A 21,080-nucleotide genomic window follows, 5' to 3' on the forward strand; every position below is an offset into this window, starting at 1 on the left:
CGCATTCGTTGCGGCTCGCAGCAGCGCGATGAAATCGTTCCACGACAAGAGCGAGCGACGCGACAACAGGGACGAAGGTTCGGGGTGCTCAGGGCTTAGGGATATGCAACGTCTTGCTGATCATCAACGACCCCGACAACGCAAACATCAGCACCAGCGGATGGAACAGCCACGGCCCCAGCCGGTAGCCACCGAACCACAGATCCGCGCCGATCGCGCCCTGCCAGGCCGCGACCGCGAGCACGATCACCAGCAGCAGGCTGGTCGGGATCGGCGTGCCCTCGAAATACTTGACCTTGCCTTCCTCGCCCGACATCGCCTCGGCGGTGACGTTGTAACGCGCCAGACGGCTGACGCCGCAACCGACGAAGTAGCTCAGGATCACCCAGTCCCAGCCGCCCTGCAGGCCGCAGGCATAGGCCAGCGCCGCGGGCGCGACGCCGAAGGAGATCACGTCGGCCAGTGAATCGAGTTCGCGCCCCAGGGTCGAGGACGACTTGCGCCAACGCGCGACCCGGCCGTCGAGCGCATCGAAGATGAAAGCCAGCGGGATCAGCGCCATGCCGATCATCAGATCGCGCACCCCGCCCTCCTGCAGGAAACGCATCGCGGCGAAGATCGCGCCGGTGCCGCAGAAGGCGTTGGCGAGGGTGAACCAATCCGCGAGGTGGAATTCGCGAAGCATCGAAAAATGGCGCGGCATGCGGCTCGGCTCCAGGGCGAACGGCGCGTTCGCCGTTCAGGTGTGCGCCCAGCCTGCCAAAGCCGGTGTGTAGGCCGCAAGAGGCCGAAGTCGTACTCAGGCGGTGCGCGCCTGGCAAATCCAGGCTGCGCCGGGGTTTTCGACGATTTGCCCGGCGCGGCGCGATGGCGAGGATCGAGACGTCACCGGTCGGAATACGGATTTAGCCGCGCCACGCATCGGCGCGGCGATCACGTTCAGCGCGTTGGAGTTCCCGATCGTCGGCGCCGCGAATCCGAACGCGACGATTCAATCGGGCCATCCATCAAACGCGACGCGATCCGATTACTACGGCACCGCCAGATTCTCGGCCGTCAAACCCTTGCCCGCGCGCGGCGAGTTCGCCACCACCGCATCCGCCGGCAGCGGCGTGCCCTGATCCAGATGCGCGTCGACCCGATCGAGCGCGGCGTACACATACGGCAACAGCGGCAGATAACGCGCGCCCATCGCCGGCAAGCCGAGGAAGGCGTCGAAATGCTGGACGTTGCGGACCTGCCAATAGCGCACCTGCGCGCCGGCCTTGCGCGCCATCGCGACATACGGCGCGCTGCTGAACGCCGGCGGGATCAAACCGTCGTCGAGCCCATGCACGACCACGATCGGCAAATCCTTGCGCGGCGCGGCGGCGCGGGTCTGTTCGATGCCGGCGCGCACGCGTTCGTGCGCGCGCTTGAGCGCGGCGCCGTATTCGGGATACGCCGCTTCGCCACCCATGATCTCGCCGCTCCACAACTCGCGCAACGCCGCCAAGGGTGCGAGACGCTCGCCGCCGGCCGGACCGAACAACTGCACGCCCGCGCCCGGCGGAATGCCGCTGGCGTCGGCCCACCACGCCGCGCGTTCGCTCTCGCTCGCGGCGCGTTCGGCGGCCGGCGCGGTGGCGCTGGCTGGGGTCGCGGCGGCGTAGGCATACCGCACCCACGGTTGATCCGGATCTTTCGTCCGCGTCTGTCCGGCCGGCGCATAGCGGCCATAGGCGGAGGTATACGTCGCCGCGACCGCGCGCCACAGATCGAAATTCACCGACAGCGCGCCGGCGCGCAGCGCATCGTCGCTCCAGCCGTTGGCGTGCATGCGTTCGTACGCGGCTTGCGCGCGGACCTCGGTGCTCGCCTGCTTGGCCGCATCGCCGAGCAGGCCGAGGCGGGCGACGTAGGTGCAGAACGATTCGGCGCTGTCGCCGGTGATCGGCGACACCGGAGCGGCCGCCAGCGGTTTGTGCAACAGCGCGCACGGCATCAGCAAGGCCGCTTCGGTGGTGTAGTCGTACAACGGCCGCGCGCCGGCGACGTAGATGTTCGGCTCGCCGGCGACCACCGCGTCCAGCCACGGTGTGTCGTTCAATTCGGCCGCGCGCAATACCGCGCCGCCGCCGTTGGAGATGCCGACCGCGATGACCCGAGTGTTCGCGTCGGTGAACGGCGCCTGCTCGGGAAACGCTTTGTCCAACGAGACCAACGCGAACTGTGCGGCCTGGCGCACATGCCGGCCCCAGTCGGCCTCGGGGTTGTCCTGCGAATGCGCATGCTTGAACGCGATGCCTTTGCCGCCTTCACGCTGGCTCGCCTTCGGCGTGAACGCGAGCCCGCCTTCCGACCTCGGCCCGACCGTGCCGTCGGCGCGCACGCCCTGATCGGCATCGAGATCGAAGTAATCGGTGCCCGCGCCCTTGTCTGTGTAAGCCACCGCGCAGCCCTTGGGCAGGCCCCAGGCGCCGGCGACCGCGATCGAGCCGTAGATGCCGCGCGAACCGGACGACGCGCTGACCACCACGCAACGTTTTTTCGTATCGAATGCATCGGGCACCTGCACCAGCACGCGATGCGGCTGCTTGGCGCCGGCCACGGTCGCGAATGCGCTGTACTCGCGGCCAGGAACCGACGCGGCGCTGCCGTACAACTCGCCGTAACCGCCGCCCGGCGCGAGATCGGCGATGCCACGCCAGTTCGCCCACAGCGCGCGCCGGCGCAATTCGGCCGGGGTGGGATGCGCCGCATCGGCGAACGCCGGCGGCACCATCGCGCGCAGGCCGTCGAGGCCGAGGCCGGCGGTCAACAAGTCATCGTGTTCGCCGCGGTGTTCGGTCTGGCGTTGACTGCTGAACATCGGCGCGGAGTCCTTGGCGGTTTTCGAAGCGGCCGCGCGCGATTTGCTCGCGGCCATCGCCGGTGCGATCGGCGCGATCGCGCAGGCCAACACGATCAGGGCGGCGCTGGCCGCGGCGGTACGTAGGATAGAGGCGCTCATCGACGCAGCCTAGCAACTCCACGCTGCCGCCTTCATCGTACTTTGGTACAGCCCGCGCGCCGGCCCACGGCAAGGCCGAACGGTCGGCGGATTCGCGACGCCGCCTGTTAGGCTAGCCCCGATGCCGACCCTGTTGATCGCCGACGACCATCCGCTGTTCCGCGCCGCGCTGCGTCAGGCCGCGGCCGATGCCGTTCCCGACACCGTGATCCGCGAGGCCGGCACGCTCGACGACGCGCTGGCCGCGCTGGAGGCCGAACCCGGCATCGATCTGGTCCTGCTGGATCTGCACATGCCCGGCAACCACGGCCTGGCCGGACTCGCCGCGATCCGCGCCCAGTACCCGGGCACCGCGGTCGCGGTGGTGTCGGCCAACGACGATCCGCGGGTGGTGCGGCGCGCGCTCGATCACGGCGCGGCCGGTTATCTGCCCAAGAGCTCGGGCCTGGACGAACTGCGCGACGCGATCCGCGCGGTGCTGGCCTGCGAGCAATGGCTGCCGGCGGCGTTGCGCGCGGCGGTCGCGCGCACCCAGAGCGACCGTGGCGACGCCGACTTGGCCTCGCGCCTGGCCAGCCTGTCGCCGCAGCAGTTCCGGGTGCTGAGCCTGGTCGCGCAAGGCCTGCTCAACAAACAGATCGCCGATCGCCTGGACGTCCAGGAACGCACGGTCAAGGCGCATCTGTCGGCGATCTTCGACCGGCTCGGGGTGCGCAACCGCACCCAGGCCGGGGTGGTGCTGCGCGAACTGGAACTGTCGGACCCGGCGCGGCGGATCGAAGACTGACTTCGGCCGGCGCCCTCCCTGCCAACGAGCGCGCCATCCGTCAAGTACCGCGGCCGGCCCGGACACCAGGCTCCAGGCCGAGGTTGTCCACACAGCCTGTGGACAAACCTGCGGACAGAACCCGATGCGAGCCCGGAATGTGTTGCTGCACAAGCATTGCAAGAGGGTTGGCGAAAAAATGACCACGCCGATCGCTTGACTTCCACAACACGATGAACGGTCGGGCGATGCCGCCCGGGCACCGGTCCGCGTGCATGAACGCTGGTTCGCGGAGGGATCGGACACGCGCGGGCGCGGGCCGCGCCCATCGCGCCGACAACGCGGGCAACGTCGCCGTCAGCGCTCCATCCCGCCGGCCGCCAGCAACCGGTCCAGCACCGATTTCAGCGCCAGCGGCTTGACCGGTTTGGTCAACAGCGACAAACCCGCCGCGTGCACCGCCTGGCGCACGCCGGCGCCGCCGTCCGCGCTGAGCAGCAAGGTCGGGCGCGGACCGAATTCCTCGCCGAGCCGTTGCGCCAACGCCAGCCCGGTATCGTCGTCATCGAGATGAAAATCGAACAGCCACAACCCGGCGGCGTGTTCGCGCATCGCCCGTCGCGCGCCTTCGCCGTCGGCCGCGGTGACCACCTCGCAGCCCCAGCGCCGCAGCACTTCCGACAAGGCCGACAGCGCCTGCGGATCGTTGTCGACCGCGAGCACCTGCATGCCACGCAAGCCGAACGCGACCGCGCTCGAAGCGGCGCCATGCGCGGTCGAGGTCGCAGGCATCGGCGTCGGCGTACGCGGCAATCGCACCGCGAACGCGGTGCCGTGGCCGAGACGGCTGTGCAGGCTCAGCGGCGCATGCAACAGGTCGGCGATGCGGTCGGCGATCGACAACCCCAGCCCGAGGCCCTGCCCCGGCGCGTTTTCGCCGCGACGAAATTCTTCGAACATCACCCGCTGCATCGCCGGTTCGATGCCCGGGCCGCTGTCGTGCACTTCGATCGATAGACCGCCCTCGCGCCGGCGCACGCCGAGCAGCACCCGGCCGGCGGCGGTGTAACGCACCGCGTTGGCGAGGAAGTTCTGCAATACGCGGCGCAGCAGTTGCGGGTCGCTGCAGGTCCATGCACGCGAAGCCACATAGCGAAAGCGCAGCCCGCGCGCGGCGGCGATCGCACCGAATTCCGAGGCCAGCGGCTCCAACACTTCGGCCAGCGGAAATTCGCGCGGCTGCGGCACCAGACCGCCGGCCTGCAAGCGCGACATATCCAGCAGGCCGTTGAGCAGATCGCCGGTGGATTCCAGCGCGCCGGCGATCTGGGTCGCGGTTTCGCGCTGGGTCGGTTGATCGAGTTGCTGGGCGAGCGCATCGGTGAACAATTGCGCGGCGTGCAGCGGCTGCATCAGGTCGTGGCCGACCGCGGCGAGAAAGCGGCTCTTGGCTTCGTTGGCGCGCTCGGCCTCGCGAGTCGCCACCTGCAGATCGACGGTGCGTTCGACCACGCGCTGTTCCAGGGTTTCGTTGGCCTGGATCAATCCGGCTTCGGCGCGGCGGAACGCGGTGACATCGGTGAAGGTCGCGACGAAACCGCCGCCGGGCATCGGATTGCCGCGGATTTCGATGATGCTGCCATCGGCGAACACGCGCTCGGACAAATGCGGGGTGCCGGCGCGCATGAAGGCCAGGCGTCGCTGCAAGGCGCGTTCGAGATCCTCGACCGGCGGCAGACGTTGCATCGCCCAACGCGCGAGATCGGCGATCGGTCGGCCCACCTGCAACAACTCGGGCGGATAACCAAACAGTTCGGCGTAACGCCGGTTCCACGCGACCAGACGCAACTGCGCGTCGACCACGCTGATGCCCTGGCTCATGTTCTGCAGCGCCGCTTCCAGCACGCGCTGGTTGAAACGCAGATCCGCCGAGGCCTCGCCGACGATCGCCGCGACCGTGTCGAGGTCGCGACCGGCCTCGCGCCGCGCCGCGTCCAGCAGCACCCGCGCCGAGGACGAACCCAGCACCGCGGCGAGTTCGCGTTCGAGTTCGGCCTCGATCGCCGCCGCGACCGGATGCCCGGCCGGCGCGTCGTGCAGCAACTGGGCGACGCGTTCGCGCGGCAAAAAGCGCAGGCCAGCGTCGCGCAGGGTCTGCGCATCGAGCCCGCGCCGCGCGCTACGCGGCAATTCGCGCCGCCACATCGCCGCGAGCACCGTCGCCAGCGCGCCGAGAAACAGGCTGGCGCCGACCGCGCGGCCGAGCCGGCTCCAGCCGGTCAGCCCGAACAGGCTTTCCGGCGCGAGCCACGACCACCCCAGCGGCCCCTCAAACAGCCACGCCGGCGACAACCCGCGCGCTTCGTACAGCATCGGCAGCAGCAACACCCAGGCCCAGGCGGCGAAACCCGCGGCGATGCCGACGATCGCCGCGCGCGGCGGCGTCTGCGGCCGCCACACCGCGAACGCCAGCGCTGGCGCCAAGGTCGCCAACGCCGAAAACGACACCGCGCCGACATCGGCCAGCGCCTCGCTGCCGGCGATCAGGCGGCTATAGCCCCAGGCGAGCAACATGATCGCGACGATGCCGCCGCGCCGCAGCGCCAGCACGCGCCCGCGCAGGTCGCGGTTGCGCGCCCACGAACCGCGCAGCAGATTCGGCGCGAACCAATGGTTGCCGATCATCAGGCTCAAGGTCAGGGTGCTGACCACGACCATGCCGGTGGCCGCGCTGAGCCCGCCGAGGAACGCGAACAGGGCCAGACCCTCGTGCCCTTGCGACAGCGGCAACGCGAGCACGTACAGATCCGATGGCACCTGCGCGCCGAGCAGCGACTGCCCGACCTTGGCCAGCGGCAAAACAGGCAACGCGATCAGCAGCAGGTACAGCGGAAACTGCCAGCGCGCGGTGCGCACATCGTTCTCGTCGCGGCATTCGACCACGGCAACATGGAACTGGTGCGGCAGGATGAACATCGCCAGCCCGCCCAGCAGCACCAGCGGCGCGAAACCGCCGGCCGGCGGCGTCGGCGCGGCCTGGATCGCGGCCTTGGGCAGATCGTCGAGACCGAACCAGACGAAGGCGCCGAGCGCGAGCATCGCGGCGAGCTTGAACACCGACTCGAACGCCATCGCCAACACCAGGCCACGATTGTGCTCGGCCGCGCTGGCGCGCCGGGTACCGAACAGCATCGCGAACAAGGCCATCGCCAGCGCCACGTACAGCGCGCTGTCGCGCCACGCCGGCGAGGCGACGCCGTCGGTGGCCTGGGTGGTGAGCATCGCGAAACTCATCGCCACCGCTTTCAACTGCAGCGCGATGTAGGGAATCAGACCGAGCGCGGCGACCAGGGTGACGATCGCCGCCAGCCACGCATCCTTGCCCAGGCGGGTGGCGATCAGGTCGGCGAGCGAGGTCGCATTAGTCTCGCGCGCCAGCTTGACCAGCTTGACCATGAAGCTCAGCGCGAGCGCGTAGAACAGGATCGAGCCGAGAAACGTCGGCGGCAGCGGCCAACCGTAGCGCGCGGCCTGGGTGACGGTGCCGTAGAAGGTCCACGAGGTGCAATGCACCGCGAGCGACAGCGCATAGATATGCCGCCAATGCCGCGCCAACACCGCCGGCCGGCGTTCGGCGAACAGCGCCGTGCCGAACATCAGCGCCAGCCAGGCCAGGCTGGCCAGGGCGACGGTGGTGAGGCTCAGCATGGCGGGGTATTGGGGCGCATCGGCGGAGGATAGCGCGGTGGTTGGTTTTGGGTGTGGGTGTGGGTGCTGACGCGGGGGAGATTACGTAGTGGCTTGAGCGGAAAGCGAATCCCCCCTGCCCCCCTTTTCCAAAGGGGGGAAAAGCACGGGCCGGGCCAGGATGTTTGGCGTTGTTATTGCCGTCGCTACTCTCAGAATTATTGCCGTTGTTATTGCTGTTGCCGTCTCTGTGGCTATTTCTACTGCTGTTGCTGTTGCTGTTGCAGCAGCTGCTATTGCAGGCAAACACCCCCCTCATCGAACCCACCTACCGGGTTCCCCCCTTTGGAAAAGGGGGGCCAGGGGGGATTCGCTTTTGCTTCTTTGCTTTTGCTTCTTTGCTTTCCGTTCTGCTTTCCAAGGCCCAAAAAGCAAAACCCCCGCTCATCCAAGCAGGGGTCCGCCCAACTCAACGATCCTCGTCGCACGACCGCAAACGTCGCGGCCGCGGCAACCGATCAGAAGTCGTACTTCATCGACAACGAATACTGCCGCGGCGCCCCATAGAACCCGGTGTAAACGCCCAGCGCCGAATTCAAGCTGTAACCCGTGGTCCGATATTCCTTGTCGGCCAGATTGCTGCCCTGCAAGGACAGGCTCCACGGCCCCTTGCTCTTCCAGGTCACGCCGGCATTGATCAGCCCGTAGCCATCCTGGGTGATCGGCAAGGCGCCGGTGCGCACGATCTCGGTGGTGGCGACCACGTCGCTCTGGTAGCTGTAACCCACCCGCGCCGACAGGTTGCTGCCGTCGGACAGATCGGTGCGGTACTCCACGTTCAAGGCGCCGGAGAACTCGGGCGCGTTGGTGAATTCCTGCTCGTTGGCGATGTTGACGCCGGCGTACAGGAACTCGTCGTACTTGGCGTCGAGCCAGGCGAAGTTGCCCGAGATCAGCCAATTCTCGTTCGGCAGCCACTGGTACTCGACTTCCAGGCCCTGCACGGTGCCGGAACCGGCGTTGGTGAAATCGCCGAAGAACGCGTCGTTGGTGCCATCGCCGTTGCTGTCGTAAGAAGTGAACACCGACAGCTGGATGTCCTTGTACTTGTTGTGGAAGTACGACAAGTTCAAGAACAGGCGCTGGTCGAAGAACGCCATCTTGCTGCCGATCTCATAGCTGTCGACGACCTCGTCGTCGAACGGCTCGGCCGAACGCGGCACCGCCGTGGCCTGGGCGCGGATGTTGTAACCGCCGGACTTGAAGCCGCGCGTGGCCAGGCCGTACACCAGGATGTCAGGCGCGATCTGGTAATCCAGCGAGATCTTCGGCGAGGTGTTCTTGAAGTTGATCTTGCGGTCGAAGTTGGCCGCGACCGCGCCATTGGGAATGGTGAAGCTGGCATCGCGATAACCGCGGTTGAGCACCTTGGCGCGCTTGTCCTCGTCGGTGTAGCGCGCGCCGACGTCGAGCTTGAGCTTGTCGGTCAGGTCGAACGTCCAGTCGGCGTAGGCGGCGATGGATTCGGTATAGACCGTGCCCTGGGTGTCGCCGAAGCTGAGGTTGAAGAAGTTGTTGAGCACCTGGCCGCCGGCTTCGCCGTCGAACGCGTAGATGCCCATCACGCCGCGAGCGCGGCCGCCGCCATCAAAATTCGCCTGCAGCTCGTGGCTGACCTGCTGATCGCTGTAGAACGCCTTCACGTCGGCGATCTTGTTCTGCAGGGTGTCGAAGTCGATGTTGGTCTCGGTGTCGGACTCGCGCTTGGCCAGCACGTATTTGAAGCTCCAGTCCTCGCTGGCGCGCCAGTTGACCGTCGCCGAGGCGCCCTTGATCGTGGTGTCGTTGACGTTGGGCATGCCGCTGCGGATGTCGTAGCGCGAATCCAGCGGCGCGGTGCCCGCGGCGAAGCGGTTGGGCGCGAGCATCTTGGCGCCGCGCACGCCGGACTGGTCGTCCATCCAGTCGAACGCGAATTGAATGTCGAGCGCGTCGCTGACGTAGGCGCCGAGGTTGCCGCGCAATGCGAGCACTTCCTTGTCGCTGACCTCCTGCTTGGTGACCACGTTCTCGCCGAAGCCGTCGCGGTTGAGGCTGGCGACCGAGATGCGGCCGCGCAAGGTCGCGTCGCCGCCCTGGGTGCTGCCGCCGATCGGGCCTGCGACCGCCGCCTTGACGTCGAGCTGGCCGTAATTGCCGACCGTGACCGAGGCGAAGCCGTCGAGCGAGGTCGGCAGGCCGCGCGAGATGTACTTGATCGCGCCGCCGATGGTGTTCTTGCCGTACAAGGTGCCCTGCGGGCCGCGCAGCACTTCGATGCGCTCTACGTCGAATACGTCGAGCAGCGCGCCCTGCGGACGGGCGATGTAGACATCGTCCATGTAGATGCCCACGCCCGGATCCACGCCCCACAGTGGATCGGACTGGCCGACGCCGCGGATGTAGGCGGTGATGGTGCTGCTCGATCCGCGCGCGGCGTAGATCGTCAGGTTGGGCACCTGCGCGTCGAGGTCGCTGATGTCCTCGATATTCATCCGGTCCAGCGACTCGGCCGTGAACGCGGTGATCGCGACCGGCACTTCCTGCAGGGTCTCCTCGCGTTTGCGCGCGGTCACCGTGACCCCGCCGAGGGTCTTGGCCTGCGCCGGCTCCGGCGCGGCGTCCTGCGCCCACGCGGCCGGCGCCAGCAAGACTGCGGCGATGGCCAGGCACAAGCCCTGGCGTTGAATCTGCTTGCGCGCTTTCACCTTACAAGTACTCACGTATGTCCTCTCCCCTAACCCAAATGGCGCCAAGCGCGGCCCAAGGCCTGCGCGCGAGCGGTTGCATCGCCGCCACCGCCGTCGTTGTCGCGTGCATCGCCTTGCGATACAAGCCGCGGTCTTCGCGCCTGACACGCGATCGGCGGCCCGCATCCGTGCGCGGCGTCCATGCCGGTCCTGCAACGACGTCGGTGGAGGCGAGCTCCCCCGTTACCGGGCAAAGCCTAGGAGCCCGCCGCCGCCACCGGCAGCTGTACCTTCGGACAATGCCCCGCCCGGCCGCGCATGCCGACACTGCGCGCAGCGTTGGGCACCGCAGCCCGCGGTGTCCGCTGGGGAATCGAATCGATGGCGTTTTTGATCGTGCTGGCCGCTTTGTGCTTCCTGATGTACGTCGCCTACCGCGGCCACAGCGTGATTCTGTTCGCCCCGGTGGCCGCGCTCGGCGCGGTGCTGCTGACCGACCCGACCCTGGTCGCGCCGATGTTCACCGGCCTGTTCATGGACAAGATGGTCGGCTTCCTCAAGCTGTATTTCCCGGTGTTTTTGCTCGGCGCGATCTTCGGCAAGCTGATCGAGCTGTCCGGGTTCTCCAAGTCGATCGTGGCCGCGACCATCCGCCTGCTCGGCCGCGAACGCGCGATGCTGTCGATCGTCGCGGTCTGCGCGCTGCTGACCTACGGCGGGGTGTCGCTGTTCGTGGTGGTGTTCGCGGTGTATCCGTTCGCCGCCGAGCTGTTCCGCCAGAGCGACATCCCCAAGCGCCTGATCCCCGGCACCATCGCCCTGGGCGCGTTCACCTTCACCATGGACGCGCTGCCGGGCACGCCGCAGATCCAGAACATCATCCCGACCTCGTTCTTCGGCACCGACACCTGGGCCGCGCCGTGGCTGGGCGTGATCGGCGGCGTGTTCATCCTGATCGTCGGCCTGGCGTATTTGAACTGGCGGCGGCGCGCGGCGCTCAAGGCCGGCGAAGGCTACGGCGAGAATCTGCTCAACGAGCCTGCGCCGTTCGAAGGCGGCAAGCTCGCCCATCCGTTGCTGGCGATTCTGCCGCTGGTGCTGGTCGGCGTGGCCAACAAATGCTTCAGCGTGTGGCTGCCGCAGGCTTACGGCAAACAGCACAGCTTCGATCCGGCGGTGATCGGCGACGCCGCGCCGGTGGTGCAGGACGTGTCCAAGATCGCCGCGATCTGGGCGGTCGAGGGCGCCTTGCTGATCGGCATCGCCGCGGTGATCGTGTTCGCCTGGAAACCGGTGATGAGCCGCTTCGCCGAAGGCAGCAAGGCGGCGATCGGCGGCGCGCTGCTGGCGGCGATGAACACCGCCAGCGAATACGGATTCGGCGCGGTGATCGCGGCGCTGCCGGGGTTTCTTGTGGTCGCCAACGCGCTCGGCGCGATTCCCAACCCGCTGGTCAACGAAGCGGTCACGGTGACCGCGCTGGCCGGCATCACCGGCTCGGCCTCCGGCGGCATGAGCATCGCCCTGGCGGCGATGGCCGACACCTTCATCGCCAACGCCAACGCCGCCGGCATCCCGATGGAAGTGCTGCACCGCGTGGCCGCGATGGCCTCCGGCGGCATGGACACACTGCCCCACAACGGCGCGGTGATCACCCTGCTGGCGGTGACCGGACTGAGCCATCGTCAGGCCTACAAGGACGTATTCGCGATCACCCTGATCAAGACCGCGGCGGTGTTCGTGGTGATCGGCGTGTTCTACGCGACCGGGTTGGTCTGACCCGCTACCGCGTAGCCGTCGGGGTCATTGTTGGAGGGGCTTGAGCCCCGACGCTGTTCAATCAGATGCTGCTTAGCCCGCGGCTGTCTGAGAGAACGGCGTCGGGGCTCAAGCCCCACCCGCAAAAACTTTGCGCTTTCCGCTTGCCTGAGAAAAATCTCGCGGCCGCATCGACCCGTGCTTACGTCCGACACCCGACCTTGGTTATGCTGGCGCCCTCTTCGGCAGTTCAGGCAAGGAGCCCCACGTGACCATCGGCGAATACTCGCAGATCTTCCGCGGCAAACGCGTAGTCAACTTCAGCATGGGCGACAAGCCCGCCGGCGGCGATGTGGTGTATCGCCTCACCCAGGATTACGAAAGCGCCGAGAGCCAGCGCGACTTGCTCGACAGTTTCCTGGCGCAGGTCGATCCATCCACCCTGGAAGCGCTGATCATCGGCGCGTGGAGCGAAGCGCAGGAGCAAAGCCCGCAGGGCTATCTCGACGCGCTGATCGAGTACCGCGACAAGTTGCCCGGGCTCAAGGCGCTGTTTATCGGCGACATGACCTACGAGGACTGCGAGATCTCCTGGATCATCCAGACCTCCTACAACCCGCTGCTGGCCGCTTTCCCGCAACTGCAATCGCTGCGCATCCGCGGCTCTACCGACTTGGAGCTGCAAGCGTTCCAGCACGATGCACTGGAAGAGCTGGCGATCGAATGCGGCGGCCTGCCGAAGACCATCGTCGAGGCGATCGCGGCCTCGACCCTGCCGGCGCTGAATCATCTGGAACTGTGGCTGGGCAGCGACAACTACGGTTTCGACGGCGGCCTGGAAACCTACCAACGCCTGCTCGCGCAGATCGGGCCCGAGCGCCTGCGTTACCTGGGCCTGCGCGACTCCGAAATCAGCGACGAACTGGCGGTGTGGCTGGCGCAACAGCCGTGGCTGGGCGGATTGCGGACGCTCGATCTGTCGCTCGGCACCATCGGCGACCTCGGCGCGCAGGCGCTGGCCGAAAGCCCGAACCTCGGCACGATCGAACGCATCGACCTGAGCCATCACTACATCTCGCCGCAATGGCAGCAGAAGCTGCTGGCCCTGCCCTGCGCGGTGGTGCTCGACGACCCGGAAGAGCCCGACGGCGACGACGGCGATCGCTACGTGGCGGTTTCCGAGTAGTTCATGCCCTTCACGCCCTGGCTGCTGATCGGTCCGCGCGGCAGCCGCCGGATCGACGGCCTGCAACAGGCGTTGCGCGCGCGTGGCCTGGCCGATGCGCAGGTCGTCGACTATGCGACCTTGCTCGACGAACCGGCGCGCGCGCTCGAGGTGATCGCGCGCCAACCGCAAGCGCTGGTCAAGATCGAATCGCCGGGCGAAGCCCCGGCCCTGCACGCCGCGCTGATCGAGCGCGGTTGGCGGCGGCTCGGCGAACCCGGTGCGAAGCCGCATGCGCTCGAACACGGTGAGCTGGCCCATCAGCACTGTTGGTACGCCGGTTTTTCGGGACTGCTCGAACGGCTGCCGGCCGATGCGCATTACCTCAATCCGCCCGACGACGTCGCCGGCATGAGCGACAAACTCGCCTGCCAGCAGCGCTTTCAGGCCCATGCCATCGCGATCCCGCCGCTGCTTGGCGCGATCGAGGGCTACGACGACTTGCGCGAACGCCTGCGCGAACACGCGTGCAACCAGGTTTTCATCAAGGCGCGCTACGGCTCCTCCGGCGCGGGCGTGCTGGCGTACCGGCGCAATCGGCAAGGCCGCGAAGCGCTGTACGGCTCGGCCGAACCGGTCGAGCAGGCCGGTCGCCTGCGCGTGTTCAACTCGCTGCGTCCGCGCCGCTGCACCGATAGCAGGCAGATCGCCGCACTGATCGACGCAGTGGCCGCGCAAGGCGCCTACCTCGAACGCTGGATCGCCAAACCGCGCGCGCCCGATGCGGCCGGCGGTCATTACGACCTGCGCGTGATCGCGCTCGATGGCCGCGCGCGCCAGCGCATCGCACGCGCCAGCCGCAGCCCGTTGACCAACCTGCATCTGGGCAACCGCCGCTTCGCACCCGAGCAGTGGCTCGACCACGACGCGATGCAGACCCTGGAAACCGCGACCGAACACGCCGCGCAGGCATTCGCGCGCAGCCGCATGATCGGCTTCGACCTGATCGTGCGCGACGGCCGCAGTTGGATGCTGGAAGCCAACGCCTTCGGCGATCTGCTGTTGAACTTGCACTGGCAGGGCCGCACGCCTTACCAGGATCAAGCCCGGCTGCAGACGCGGCCCAGTCCGCAACCCGCGCGAGAGTTCGCCCATGTCTGAGCACGACCATCCAGACATGCGCGGCATCGTCGGCGATCACGACTTGATCCTGATCACCCTCGACACCCTGCGTTTCGACGCAGCCCAGCGCTGCTTCGAACGCGGCGAATTGCCGGTGCTGAGCGCCTATCTTCCGGCCAGCGGCTGGGAACGCCGGCATACGCCGGGCAGCTTCACCTATGCCGCACACGCGGCGTTCTTCGCCGGTTTCCTGCCCACGCCGGCACGCCCGGGCCCGCATCCGCGTTTGTTCGCGCTCGACTTCGAAGGCAGCGAAACCACCGCGCCGGGCACCTATGTATTCCGCGATCGCGCAGACATCGTCTCGGGCCTGCGCGATGCGGGTTACCACACGATCTGCATCGGCGGGGTCGGCTTCTTCAACAAGCGCAACCCGCTGGGTTCGCAGTTCCCGGATCTGTTCGACGAAAGCCATTGGCAGCCCGAATTCGGCGTCACCGCGGCGGATTCGACCGAGCAACAAGTCGCGCTCGCCTGCGAACGACTGCGCAGCGCCGAACTGCGCGAGCGGCGCACTTTCACGTTCATCAACGTGTCGGCCCTGCACCAACCCAACCGGCATTATCTGGCCGGCGCCGAACACGACAGCTTTGAAAGCCACTGCGCCGCATTGCGTTATGTCGATACCGCGCTCGCGCCGCTGTTCGCCGCCTTGCGCGAACGCGGCCGCGCCTTCGCGATCGTCTGCTCCGACCACGGCACCGCCTACGGCGAGGACGGCTACCACGGCCACCGCCTGGCGCATGATGTGGTGATGACCGTGCCTTACGCGCACTTCCTGATTTCACCGTGAGCGCCGTCCCGATGAACACTGCTGTCTCCGCGAGCGCCATGGCCAGTCACGCGAGCGATCCGATGCCGCGCCTGGCCGAGCTGCTGCGCCTGCCGCCGTATCAAGCCTATTCGTATTCCTACCCGCACAAAACCGCGTACCGGCCGATCGAACCTGCGCAGCCGCTGTCGCAGCTGTGGGCCAGCGAACGTCGCGATGCCTTGTTCTTGTACCTGCACGTGCCGTTCTGCTCCTACCGCTGTGGCTTCTGCAATTTGTTCGCGCTCGCGCGGCCCGAACCGGCCAAGGTCGACCGCTATCTGCAGCAGATGGAACAGCAACTGCGCGCGACCACCGCCGCATTGGGCGAACACCGTTTCGTGCGTTTCGCCCTCGGCGGCGGCACCCCGACCTACCTGGACGCGGAGCAATTGCGCCAAGTGTTCGCGATGGTCGAACGCCACGCGACTATCGACTTGCGCGCCACCCCGGCCGGGATCGAGGTGTCGCCGGAAACCGTCGATGCCGAAAAACTGCGCGTATGCCGCGAAGCCGGCATCGACCGGGTCAGCATGGGCATCCAGAGTTTCAGCGAAGCCGAAGTGCGCGCACTGGTGCGGCCGCAGCAACGCGAGGTGGTCGAACGCGCGATCGGCGCGATCCGCGAGGCCGGTTTCCCGACGCTGAATCTCGATCTGATCTACGGCATCGCCGGGCAGACCGTCGCAAGTTTCCTGGCCTCGATCGACAGCGCGCTGAGCCATGCGCCCGAAGAGTTGTATCTGTATCCGCTGTACGTGCGGCCGCTGACCGGGCTGGGCCGGATCGAGGCCAAGAACGGTGGGAAGACGGGTTTTGTGTTGCAACCCGAACCGCTCGACGAACGTCTGGCGCTGTACCAGGCCGGACGCGACCGCCTGCTGCAGGCCGGCTACACCCAAGTGTCGATGCGCATGTTCCGCGCGCCGCACGCGCCCGACCTGGCCGCGCCGGTGTACTGCTGCCAGAGCGACGGGATGGTCGGCATCGGCTGCGGCGCGCGCTCCTACACCGGCCGCTTGCACTACTCCAGCGAATACGGCGTGGCCCGGCGCAGCGTCGCCGAGATTCTCGACCACTATCTCGCCCGCGATGAAGCCTCGTTCGCCTGCGCCGATTACGGCATCGAACTCGACGCCGACGAACAACGCCGACGCTACGTGATCCAGTCGCTGCTGATCCGACCCGGGCTGGAGCACGCCGGCTACCGCGAACGCTTCGGCGCCGACTGCCTGGACGACCTGCCGCAATTGCGCGACCTGATCGAACTCGGCCTGGCCGACGACGACGGCGCGCTGCTATCGCTCAACGACGCCGGCCTCGCGCGCGCCGACACCCTCGGCCCGTGGCTGACCTCGGCCGCGATCGCCGAACGCATGCGCGACTACCGGCTGGGCTGAGCATGCATCTGTCCGTGCTCTACCGCGGCCGGCTGAGCAGTTGCAATTACGACTGCGGCTATTGCCCGTTCGCGAAAACCTACGACAGCCGCGCGGCGCTGCGCCGCGATGCCGCCGATCTTGCGCGTTTCGTCGACTGGGCCGCCGTGCAGACCACGCCGCTGTCGATCTTGTTCACTCCGTGGGGCGAAGGATTGGTGCGTCGCCATTACCGCGATGCGATCACCCGCTTGAGCCACCTGCCGCATCTGCGCCGGGTCGCGATCCAGACCAATCTGTGCGTCGGCATGCGCTGGCTCGACGAGGTCGATCGCGACAAGCTCGCGCTGTGGTGCACTTATCACCCCAGCCAGGTCAGCCGCGACGCGTTCGTGGCGCGCTGCCGCGAACTCGACCGGCGCGGCGTGCGCCACAGCGTGGGCATGGTCGCGATGCACGAACACCTGGACGAGATCGAGGCCCTGCGCGCGCAGCTGCCCGCCGCCACGCCGCTGTGGCTCAACGCTTACGACGAACGGCCGGCGGATTACTACGACGCCGCGCAGATCGAACGGCTGCAGGCGATCGACCCGCATTTCCGCTACAACCTGGAGCCCGCGCCGAGCCTGGGCGCGCCCTGCCTGACCGGCGAAAGCGTGATCTCGGTGAACGGCGACGGCGACGTGCGCCGCTGCCATTTCGTCGCCCAGCCGCTGGGCAATCTCTACGACGGCAGCTTCGCCGCGCACCTGCGCGCGCGCGCCTGCCCGAACGCGCGCTGCGACTGCTACATCGGTTACGCGCATCGCAGCGATCTGCCGTTTCAGCGCGACTACGCGGGCGGCGTGCTTGAACGGATTCCAGCGATGCTCGGCGCGGGCGCTATCGACGGGGCGGCTTCCGCACGAATCGCGGCCGCGCTCTAGCCCGCTGGCGAGCCGAATTCGCCTGTCGCCGCATCGCCCGATCATCGGCCAATCTGTACGATGAGGGCTCGGCTGCACGGGCTGACGCGAGCACCCGCGATGCCCGCGTCACTCCGAACCATCGCGCGCGAACGCCACCGCGAGCACGTCGCCTCGGTACGGCAATCGTCGCCTTCGTCCGTCATCCAAAGGTGACGGCACCGCGATCACGGCCGCCACCCCGCGCGTCACGCTGCGAGCCCCAAACTCTCTATCTGCCAAGGAACGCACCATGCTTCGACACTGGACCCGCCCCACCGCCCTCGCCGCCGCGCTGTGCTCGGCCGCGATCGGCCTGAGCGCCGCGCCCGCCTTCGCCGCGCCCGCCGCGACCACGCTGACACCCGAGCAAGTGGTCGAGCTCTACATCCGCGTCGCGCTAAATCAGGACGTCGCCGCCACCAAGACCCTCAACGAGTACCTCAAGCCCGCCTACAACGGCGAGGACGCGCTCGATGTGCAGGCGGTGACCGATGCGCCGGCCAACATGGACAAGCAGCTCGAGGAAATCGCCACCGGCCTGATGCAGGCGCTGCCCAAGGTCGATGCCAAGCAAGCCAAAGCCGGCCTGATCGCGGCGATGAAGCGCCAGAACCAGGCCACCGGTTCGGCCAAGTGCCGCAGCCTGTCGAGCAGCGAACGCGCCAACGACGCGGCCGAAGGCCAACGCATCGCCGAGGTCACTTACGAATGCGTGGTGCCCGTGCCCGGCGCCGGATTGCAGGAGCTGCTGGCCGACAAAGGCCCGCCGGATGCGCTGACCACCGAGGTGTTCCTCGCCCAGCTCGACAAGTTCCAGCAGTCCTTCGACAAGGCCGGCACCCGCACGGTGCAAGGCAAGATGGACTTGTATGGCGAAGGCAAAGGCAAGCCCTGGTATACCGGCAACTTCAGCAGCGTGATCGACGTGGTCAACAACGGCATGCTGACGCAGAAGTCCGGCGAGTAAGCGAGTAGGCGCGCCCGACCCATGCGCCGGCGCGCTTCCACGCATATAGGGCGAGCGACCAATGCTCGCCTTATCGAATCGATCGTTTCAGTCGCTCTTTACCGCCGACAGCACGGCGCCGCTCACTTGCGCACAGGCAGCGCCCAGCGCACCGCCTCGGCCTCGACGCTGCGATAGATGGTGGCGTGGCGCAGGTCCGGCCGGGGTCGATAATCCCAGCGCAAGCCCTTGGGCGCATGCGCCTTCAACATATCCGCCAGTTGCTGGGTTTCCGGCGCGATATTGTCTTCGTTGGCCGAATACAGCAGCAGCGTCGACTTGCGCTTGCTGGGCATCGCGTCCAGCCGCGCCGTGGCCGTATGCAGCAGCGCGCGATCGTTCCACCACAGACTGGGGCTGATCGCCACGTAGGTGTCGAACAGAGCTGGTTCGAGCAGGAAGGTCTCGACCACGAACAAACCCGCCAGCGATTCGGCCAGCATGGCGCGCCGGTCGTTGACTCGATATCTGCGTTCGAACTGGGGGATCAGCTCGTCGCGGATAAACCCGCGAAACTGCGCCGACCCGCCCACCTCCGGCACGATCTTGCGATCCTGGGCGACCTGGGTCGGCCCGGTCATGTCGCGCCCGCGCCGGGTGTTCTCGATCCCGACCACGAACACCGGCTCGATTTCCCCGGCATCGATCGCCTGATCGACCGTGTTGCTCAGATGTGGGAAATCCTCCTTCACCCCACCGTCGAGCATGTACAGCACCGCGTACTTGCGCTTGGCCTTGGCATCGAAGCCCGGCGGCGCATAGACGTTGATCCGTCGGGTTTCGCCGAGCGTCCTCGATTCGATGGTGAAGGTTTCGTAGAGCTTGTGCGGTTCGGGCTCGGCGGCGTATGCAGTGCCCGCACACAACCATATCGCCACAATCAAGCACGCGGCGCGGCACATCCATTCGATTGATTTCATCGTGTCTCGATCCTTGCTCGCGTGTGGTGGTGGTATCGGCGAAAACGATGCTAGCAACTGGGCTCGATCCGAACACGCTGCGTCGCAACGATCGCGGGCGACCACGCGGCGAATACGCGCGTTTGCCTAGTCGGGCGAAATGGATCAAACACTGTGCGGTGCATCGTTGCGAACGCATCGCATCGGTTGGACCCTTGTCGTAATTGCACTGATGCAATCGCTGCATCGGATCGCTATCGCGTGATGAGCGATGAGCAACGCGGCGAATACGCGTTTGCCTAATCGGGCGAAATGGATCAAGCGCTGTACGGCGCGCCGTCGCGAACGCATCGCATCGATTCGTGTCGTAATTGTACTGATGCAACCGCCGCATCGGATCGCTATCGCGCGATGAGCGATGAGCGATGAGCGATGAGCGATGAGCGATGAAGCATCGCGGTCCGGCGGACGAGATGCATGCAAATGGTTTCAAAAAGCGCGATGTACCTTCAGACGCGCAAGTCAGACGCATAACCAAAACACAAAAAAAATCAGGGCCCGGTTTCCCGAGCCCTGATTCTGTTTGGCGTCCCCACGGGGATTCGAACCCCGGTCGCTACCGTGAAAGGGTAATGTCCTAGGCCTCTAGACGATGGGGACAAAACCGATTTGTTCTTGCAGCTAACTCTTTCGAAAACCCTTTCAATTCCGAAGAGTGGTGGAGCCAGCCGGGATCGAACCGGCGACCTCTACAATGCCATTGTAGCGCTCTCCCAGCTGAGCTATGGCCCCACGTGCTGGAAAGACGAACATCTTAGCGGGCGTTCAGCGATGTCGTCAAGCATTCATCGCTAGATTTTTTCCCGCTCCCCCGTCACCGCTTCCCGAAGGATTCGACCCTTCCGGGTCCGGTTGCGAGGGGCCTTGTTCGACCGGGCGCAATGTTGCCATGCCATGACCACGTTCCGCTAGATACTCGAGCCACTTTCCTAAAAAAGTGTTCATGCGCATGCGATGGCCGATCACTTCGGCCGGCGGCGGGTACAGGCCGATCACGTCCTGCCAGCGGCGGCCGACATAGCAATGGGTGGCTTCGACCTGCTCGGTATCGTGGTACAGGCGCAGGTACGCCGACGGATCGGGCTCGCCGGTGAGCGGATCGAGCACGGCGTAGGTCAGGCGCAGTTCGGTGGTGTAACGATGTTGCTCGATCACGTCCAGGCGCAGGTCCAGGCCGTCGCCGATGTCGGACAGGTAAGTGCCGGGCGAGAGTTGGGCCGGCGCGAACAGGCGCGAAAAACGTCCGTGATTCTCCGCGTACAAGCCCATCAGCCAGCCGAAACGGCTGAGCTTGGGCAGACGTGCGAAACGCGATGCGGTATGGGTCATGCAGGCGATCCTACACGCCTATGGCGGATCGCGGCAGGATTGACGAAATCGCGAAAAAAGCCTAATTTATAGGCTCTTTCGCGATGATCTTCGCAGCCGCTTCGGGCGCTCCCGCGCCAGCCGCCATTCAGCATGGCGCGTGGCAATCCCACCCGTAGATGAACGTGCCGGCGTGAATCGGCGCTTGCGACGTGGGCGAGGATTCGCGGTCGCGGCTTGCGCCGCTCCTACAGTGGCAAACGCGGCCCGCGCGGCGAAACATAAAAAAAACCGCTGAAAAGCGGTTTTTTTCGTTGTGGAGGCTCGGCGATTCCCGATTCCCGATTCCCGATTCCCGATTCCCGATTCCCGATTCCCGATTCCCGATTCC

The 21,080-nt window shown here is 66.7% G+C and carries 14 protein-coding genes and 2 tRNA genes; 8 read left to right on the forward strand and 8 right to left on the reverse strand.

Features of this window, described 5'->3' with window-relative positions; all coding sequences use genetic code 11:
* Positions 1–88: 88 nt before the first annotated feature.
* Both pssA and ASD86_RS20625 read right to left on the reverse strand, forming a co-directional pair.
* The gene (gene pssA, locus ASD86_RS20620; protein WP_046656469.1) at positions 89–703 is read right to left on the reverse strand and encodes a CDP-diacylglycerol--serine O-phosphatidyltransferase; all 615 of its coding nucleotides are present in this window, start codon (positions 701–703) and stop codon (positions 89–91) included.
* 327 nt (positions 704–1,030) lie between these two features.
* Positions 1,031–2,992, reverse strand: a complete 1,962-nt coding sequence (locus ASD86_RS20625) for a 3-hydroxybutyrate oligomer hydrolase family protein (protein WP_157476932.1) — start codon at positions 2,990–2,992, stop codon at positions 1,031–1,033.
* Between the two features lie 121 nt (positions 2,993–3,113).
* On the opposite strand from ASD86_RS20625, the gene ASD86_RS20630 reads away from it, so the two are divergent.
* On the forward strand, positions 3,114–3,779 hold the full coding sequence (locus ASD86_RS20630; protein ID WP_056115063.1) for a response regulator transcription factor: 666 nt from the start codon (positions 3,114–3,116) through the stop codon (positions 3,777–3,779).
* 336 nt (positions 3,780–4,115) lie between these two features.
* Here the strand turns inward: ASD86_RS20630 and ASD86_RS20635 are convergent, their stop codons facing one another.
* Both ASD86_RS20635 and ASD86_RS20640 read right to left on the reverse strand, forming a co-directional pair.
* Positions 4,116–7,466 carry a PAS-domain containing protein gene (locus tag ASD86_RS20635; RefSeq protein WP_056115065.1) on the reverse strand — a complete coding sequence of 1,117 codons (3,351 nt, stop codon included), beginning with the start codon at positions 7,464–7,466 and terminating at the stop codon, positions 4,116–4,118.
* Positions 7,467–7,963: 497 nt separating this feature from the next.
* On the reverse strand, positions 7,964–10,174 hold the full coding sequence (locus ASD86_RS20640) for a TonB-dependent receptor (protein WP_056115243.1): 2,211 nt from the start codon (positions 10,172–10,174) through the stop codon (positions 7,964–7,966).
* A 381-nt stretch (positions 10,175–10,555) separates the two neighbouring features.
* Here ASD86_RS20640 and ASD86_RS20645 point away from each other — a divergent pair, with 381 nt between their 5' ends.
* The 7 genes from ASD86_RS20645 (at position 10,556) to ASD86_RS20675 (ending at position 18,383) form a co-directional block, all read left to right on the forward strand.
* Positions 10,556–11,953, forward strand: coding sequence for a GntP family permease (locus ASD86_RS20645; RefSeq protein ID WP_056115068.1), 1,398 nt, complete (start codon positions 10,556–10,558; stop codon positions 11,951–11,953).
* A 247-nt stretch (positions 11,954–12,200) separates the two neighbouring features.
* Positions 12,201–13,118 (forward strand): STM4015 family protein, encoded by a 918-nt coding sequence (locus ASD86_RS20650; RefSeq protein ID WP_056115071.1) that lies wholly within the window; start codon positions 12,201–12,203, stop codon positions 13,116–13,118.
* 24 nt (positions 13,119–13,142) lie between these two features.
* Complete coding sequence (locus tag ASD86_RS20655) at positions 13,143–14,258, forward strand: STM4014 family protein (protein WP_056115246.1); 1,116 nt, start codon at positions 13,143–13,145, stop codon at positions 14,256–14,258.
* The gene (locus tag ASD86_RS20660; protein WP_056115076.1) at positions 14,251–15,072 is read left to right on the forward strand and encodes an STM4013/SEN3800 family hydrolase; all 822 of its coding nucleotides are present in this window, start codon (positions 14,251–14,253) and stop codon (positions 15,070–15,072) included. The genes ASD86_RS20655 and ASD86_RS20660 overlap by 8 nt, the downstream gene beginning before the upstream one ends.
* A gap of 38 nt (positions 15,073–15,110) precedes the next feature.
* Positions 15,111–16,490, forward strand: a complete 1,380-nt coding sequence (locus tag ASD86_RS20665; RefSeq protein ID WP_235567830.1) for an STM4012 family radical SAM protein — start codon at positions 15,111–15,113, stop codon at positions 16,488–16,490.
* A 2-nt stretch (positions 16,491–16,492) separates the two neighbouring features.
* Complete coding sequence (locus tag ASD86_RS20670) at positions 16,493–17,395, forward strand: STM4011 family radical SAM protein (RefSeq protein ID WP_056115079.1); 903 nt, start codon at positions 16,493–16,495, stop codon at positions 17,393–17,395.
* A gap of 271 nt (positions 17,396–17,666) precedes the next feature.
* Complete coding sequence (locus tag ASD86_RS20675) at positions 17,667–18,383, forward strand: hypothetical protein (protein WP_056115082.1); 717 nt, start codon at positions 17,667–17,669, stop codon at positions 18,381–18,383.
* A 122-nt stretch (positions 18,384–18,505) separates the two neighbouring features.
* On the opposite strand, the gene ASD86_RS20680 is transcribed toward ASD86_RS20675, so the two are convergent.
* From ASD86_RS20680 to ASD86_RS20695, 4 genes are all read right to left on the reverse strand, one after another.
* On the reverse strand, positions 18,506–19,342 hold the full coding sequence (locus tag ASD86_RS20680; protein ID WP_235567831.1) for an alpha/beta hydrolase-fold protein: 837 nt from the start codon (positions 19,340–19,342) through the stop codon (positions 18,506–18,508).
* A gap of 563 nt (positions 19,343–19,905) precedes the next feature.
* Positions 19,906–19,981: transfer RNA gene (locus ASD86_RS20685), tRNA-Glu, on the reverse strand.
* 56 nt (positions 19,982–20,037) lie between these two features.
* Positions 20,038–20,113, reverse strand: a tRNA-Ala gene (locus tag ASD86_RS20690).
* A gap of 45 nt (positions 20,114–20,158) precedes the next feature.
* Positions 20,159–20,710, reverse strand: a complete 552-nt coding sequence (locus ASD86_RS20695; RefSeq protein WP_046656460.1) for a DUF1249 domain-containing protein — start codon at positions 20,708–20,710, stop codon at positions 20,159–20,161.
* Between the last annotated feature and the right edge of the window lie 370 nt (positions 20,711–21,080).

It is taken from the genome of Lysobacter sp. Root690, assembly GCF_001427785.1.
Lineage (GTDB): Bacteria > Pseudomonadota > Gammaproteobacteria > Xanthomonadales > Xanthomonadaceae > Lysobacter.

Coding starts and splice junctions, on each gene's coding strand:
- ASD86_RS20625 (WP_157476932.1), bottom strand. CDS start 2,992: ATGAGCGCCTCTATCCTACGTACCGCCGCGGCCAGCGCCGCCCTGATC.
- ASD86_RS20695 (WP_046656460.1), bottom strand. CDS start 20,710: ATGACCCATACCGCATCGCGTTTCGCACGTCTGCCCAAGCTCAGCCGT.
- ASD86_RS20665 (WP_235567830.1), top strand. CDS start 15,111: ATGGCCAGTCACGCGAGCGATCCGATGCCGCGCCTGGCCGAGCTGCTG.
- ASD86_RS20645 (WP_056115068.1), top strand. CDS start 10,556: ATGGCGTTTTTGATCGTGCTGGCCGCTTTGTGCTTCCTGATGTACGTC.
- ASD86_RS20670 (WP_056115079.1), top strand. CDS start 16,493: ATGCATCTGTCCGTGCTCTACCGCGGCCGGCTGAGCAGTTGCAATTAC.
- ASD86_RS20635 (WP_056115065.1), bottom strand. CDS start 7,466: ATGCTGAGCCTCACCACCGTCGCCCTGGCCAGCCTGGCCTGGCTGGCG.
- ASD86_RS20680 (WP_235567831.1), bottom strand. CDS start 19,342: ATGAAATCAATCGAATGGATGTGCCGCGCCGCGTGCTTGATTGTGGCG.
- pssA (WP_046656469.1), bottom strand. CDS start 703: ATGCCGCGCCATTTTTCGATGCTTCGCGAATTCCACCTCGCGGATTGG.
- ASD86_RS20660 (WP_056115076.1), top strand. CDS start 14,251: ATGTCTGAGCACGACCATCCAGACATGCGCGGCATCGTCGGCGATCAC.
- ASD86_RS20675 (WP_056115082.1), top strand. CDS start 17,667: ATGCTTCGACACTGGACCCGCCCCACCGCCCTCGCCGCCGCGCTGTGC.
- ASD86_RS20630 (WP_056115063.1), top strand. CDS start 3,114: ATGCCGACCCTGTTGATCGCCGACGACCATCCGCTGTTCCGCGCCGCG.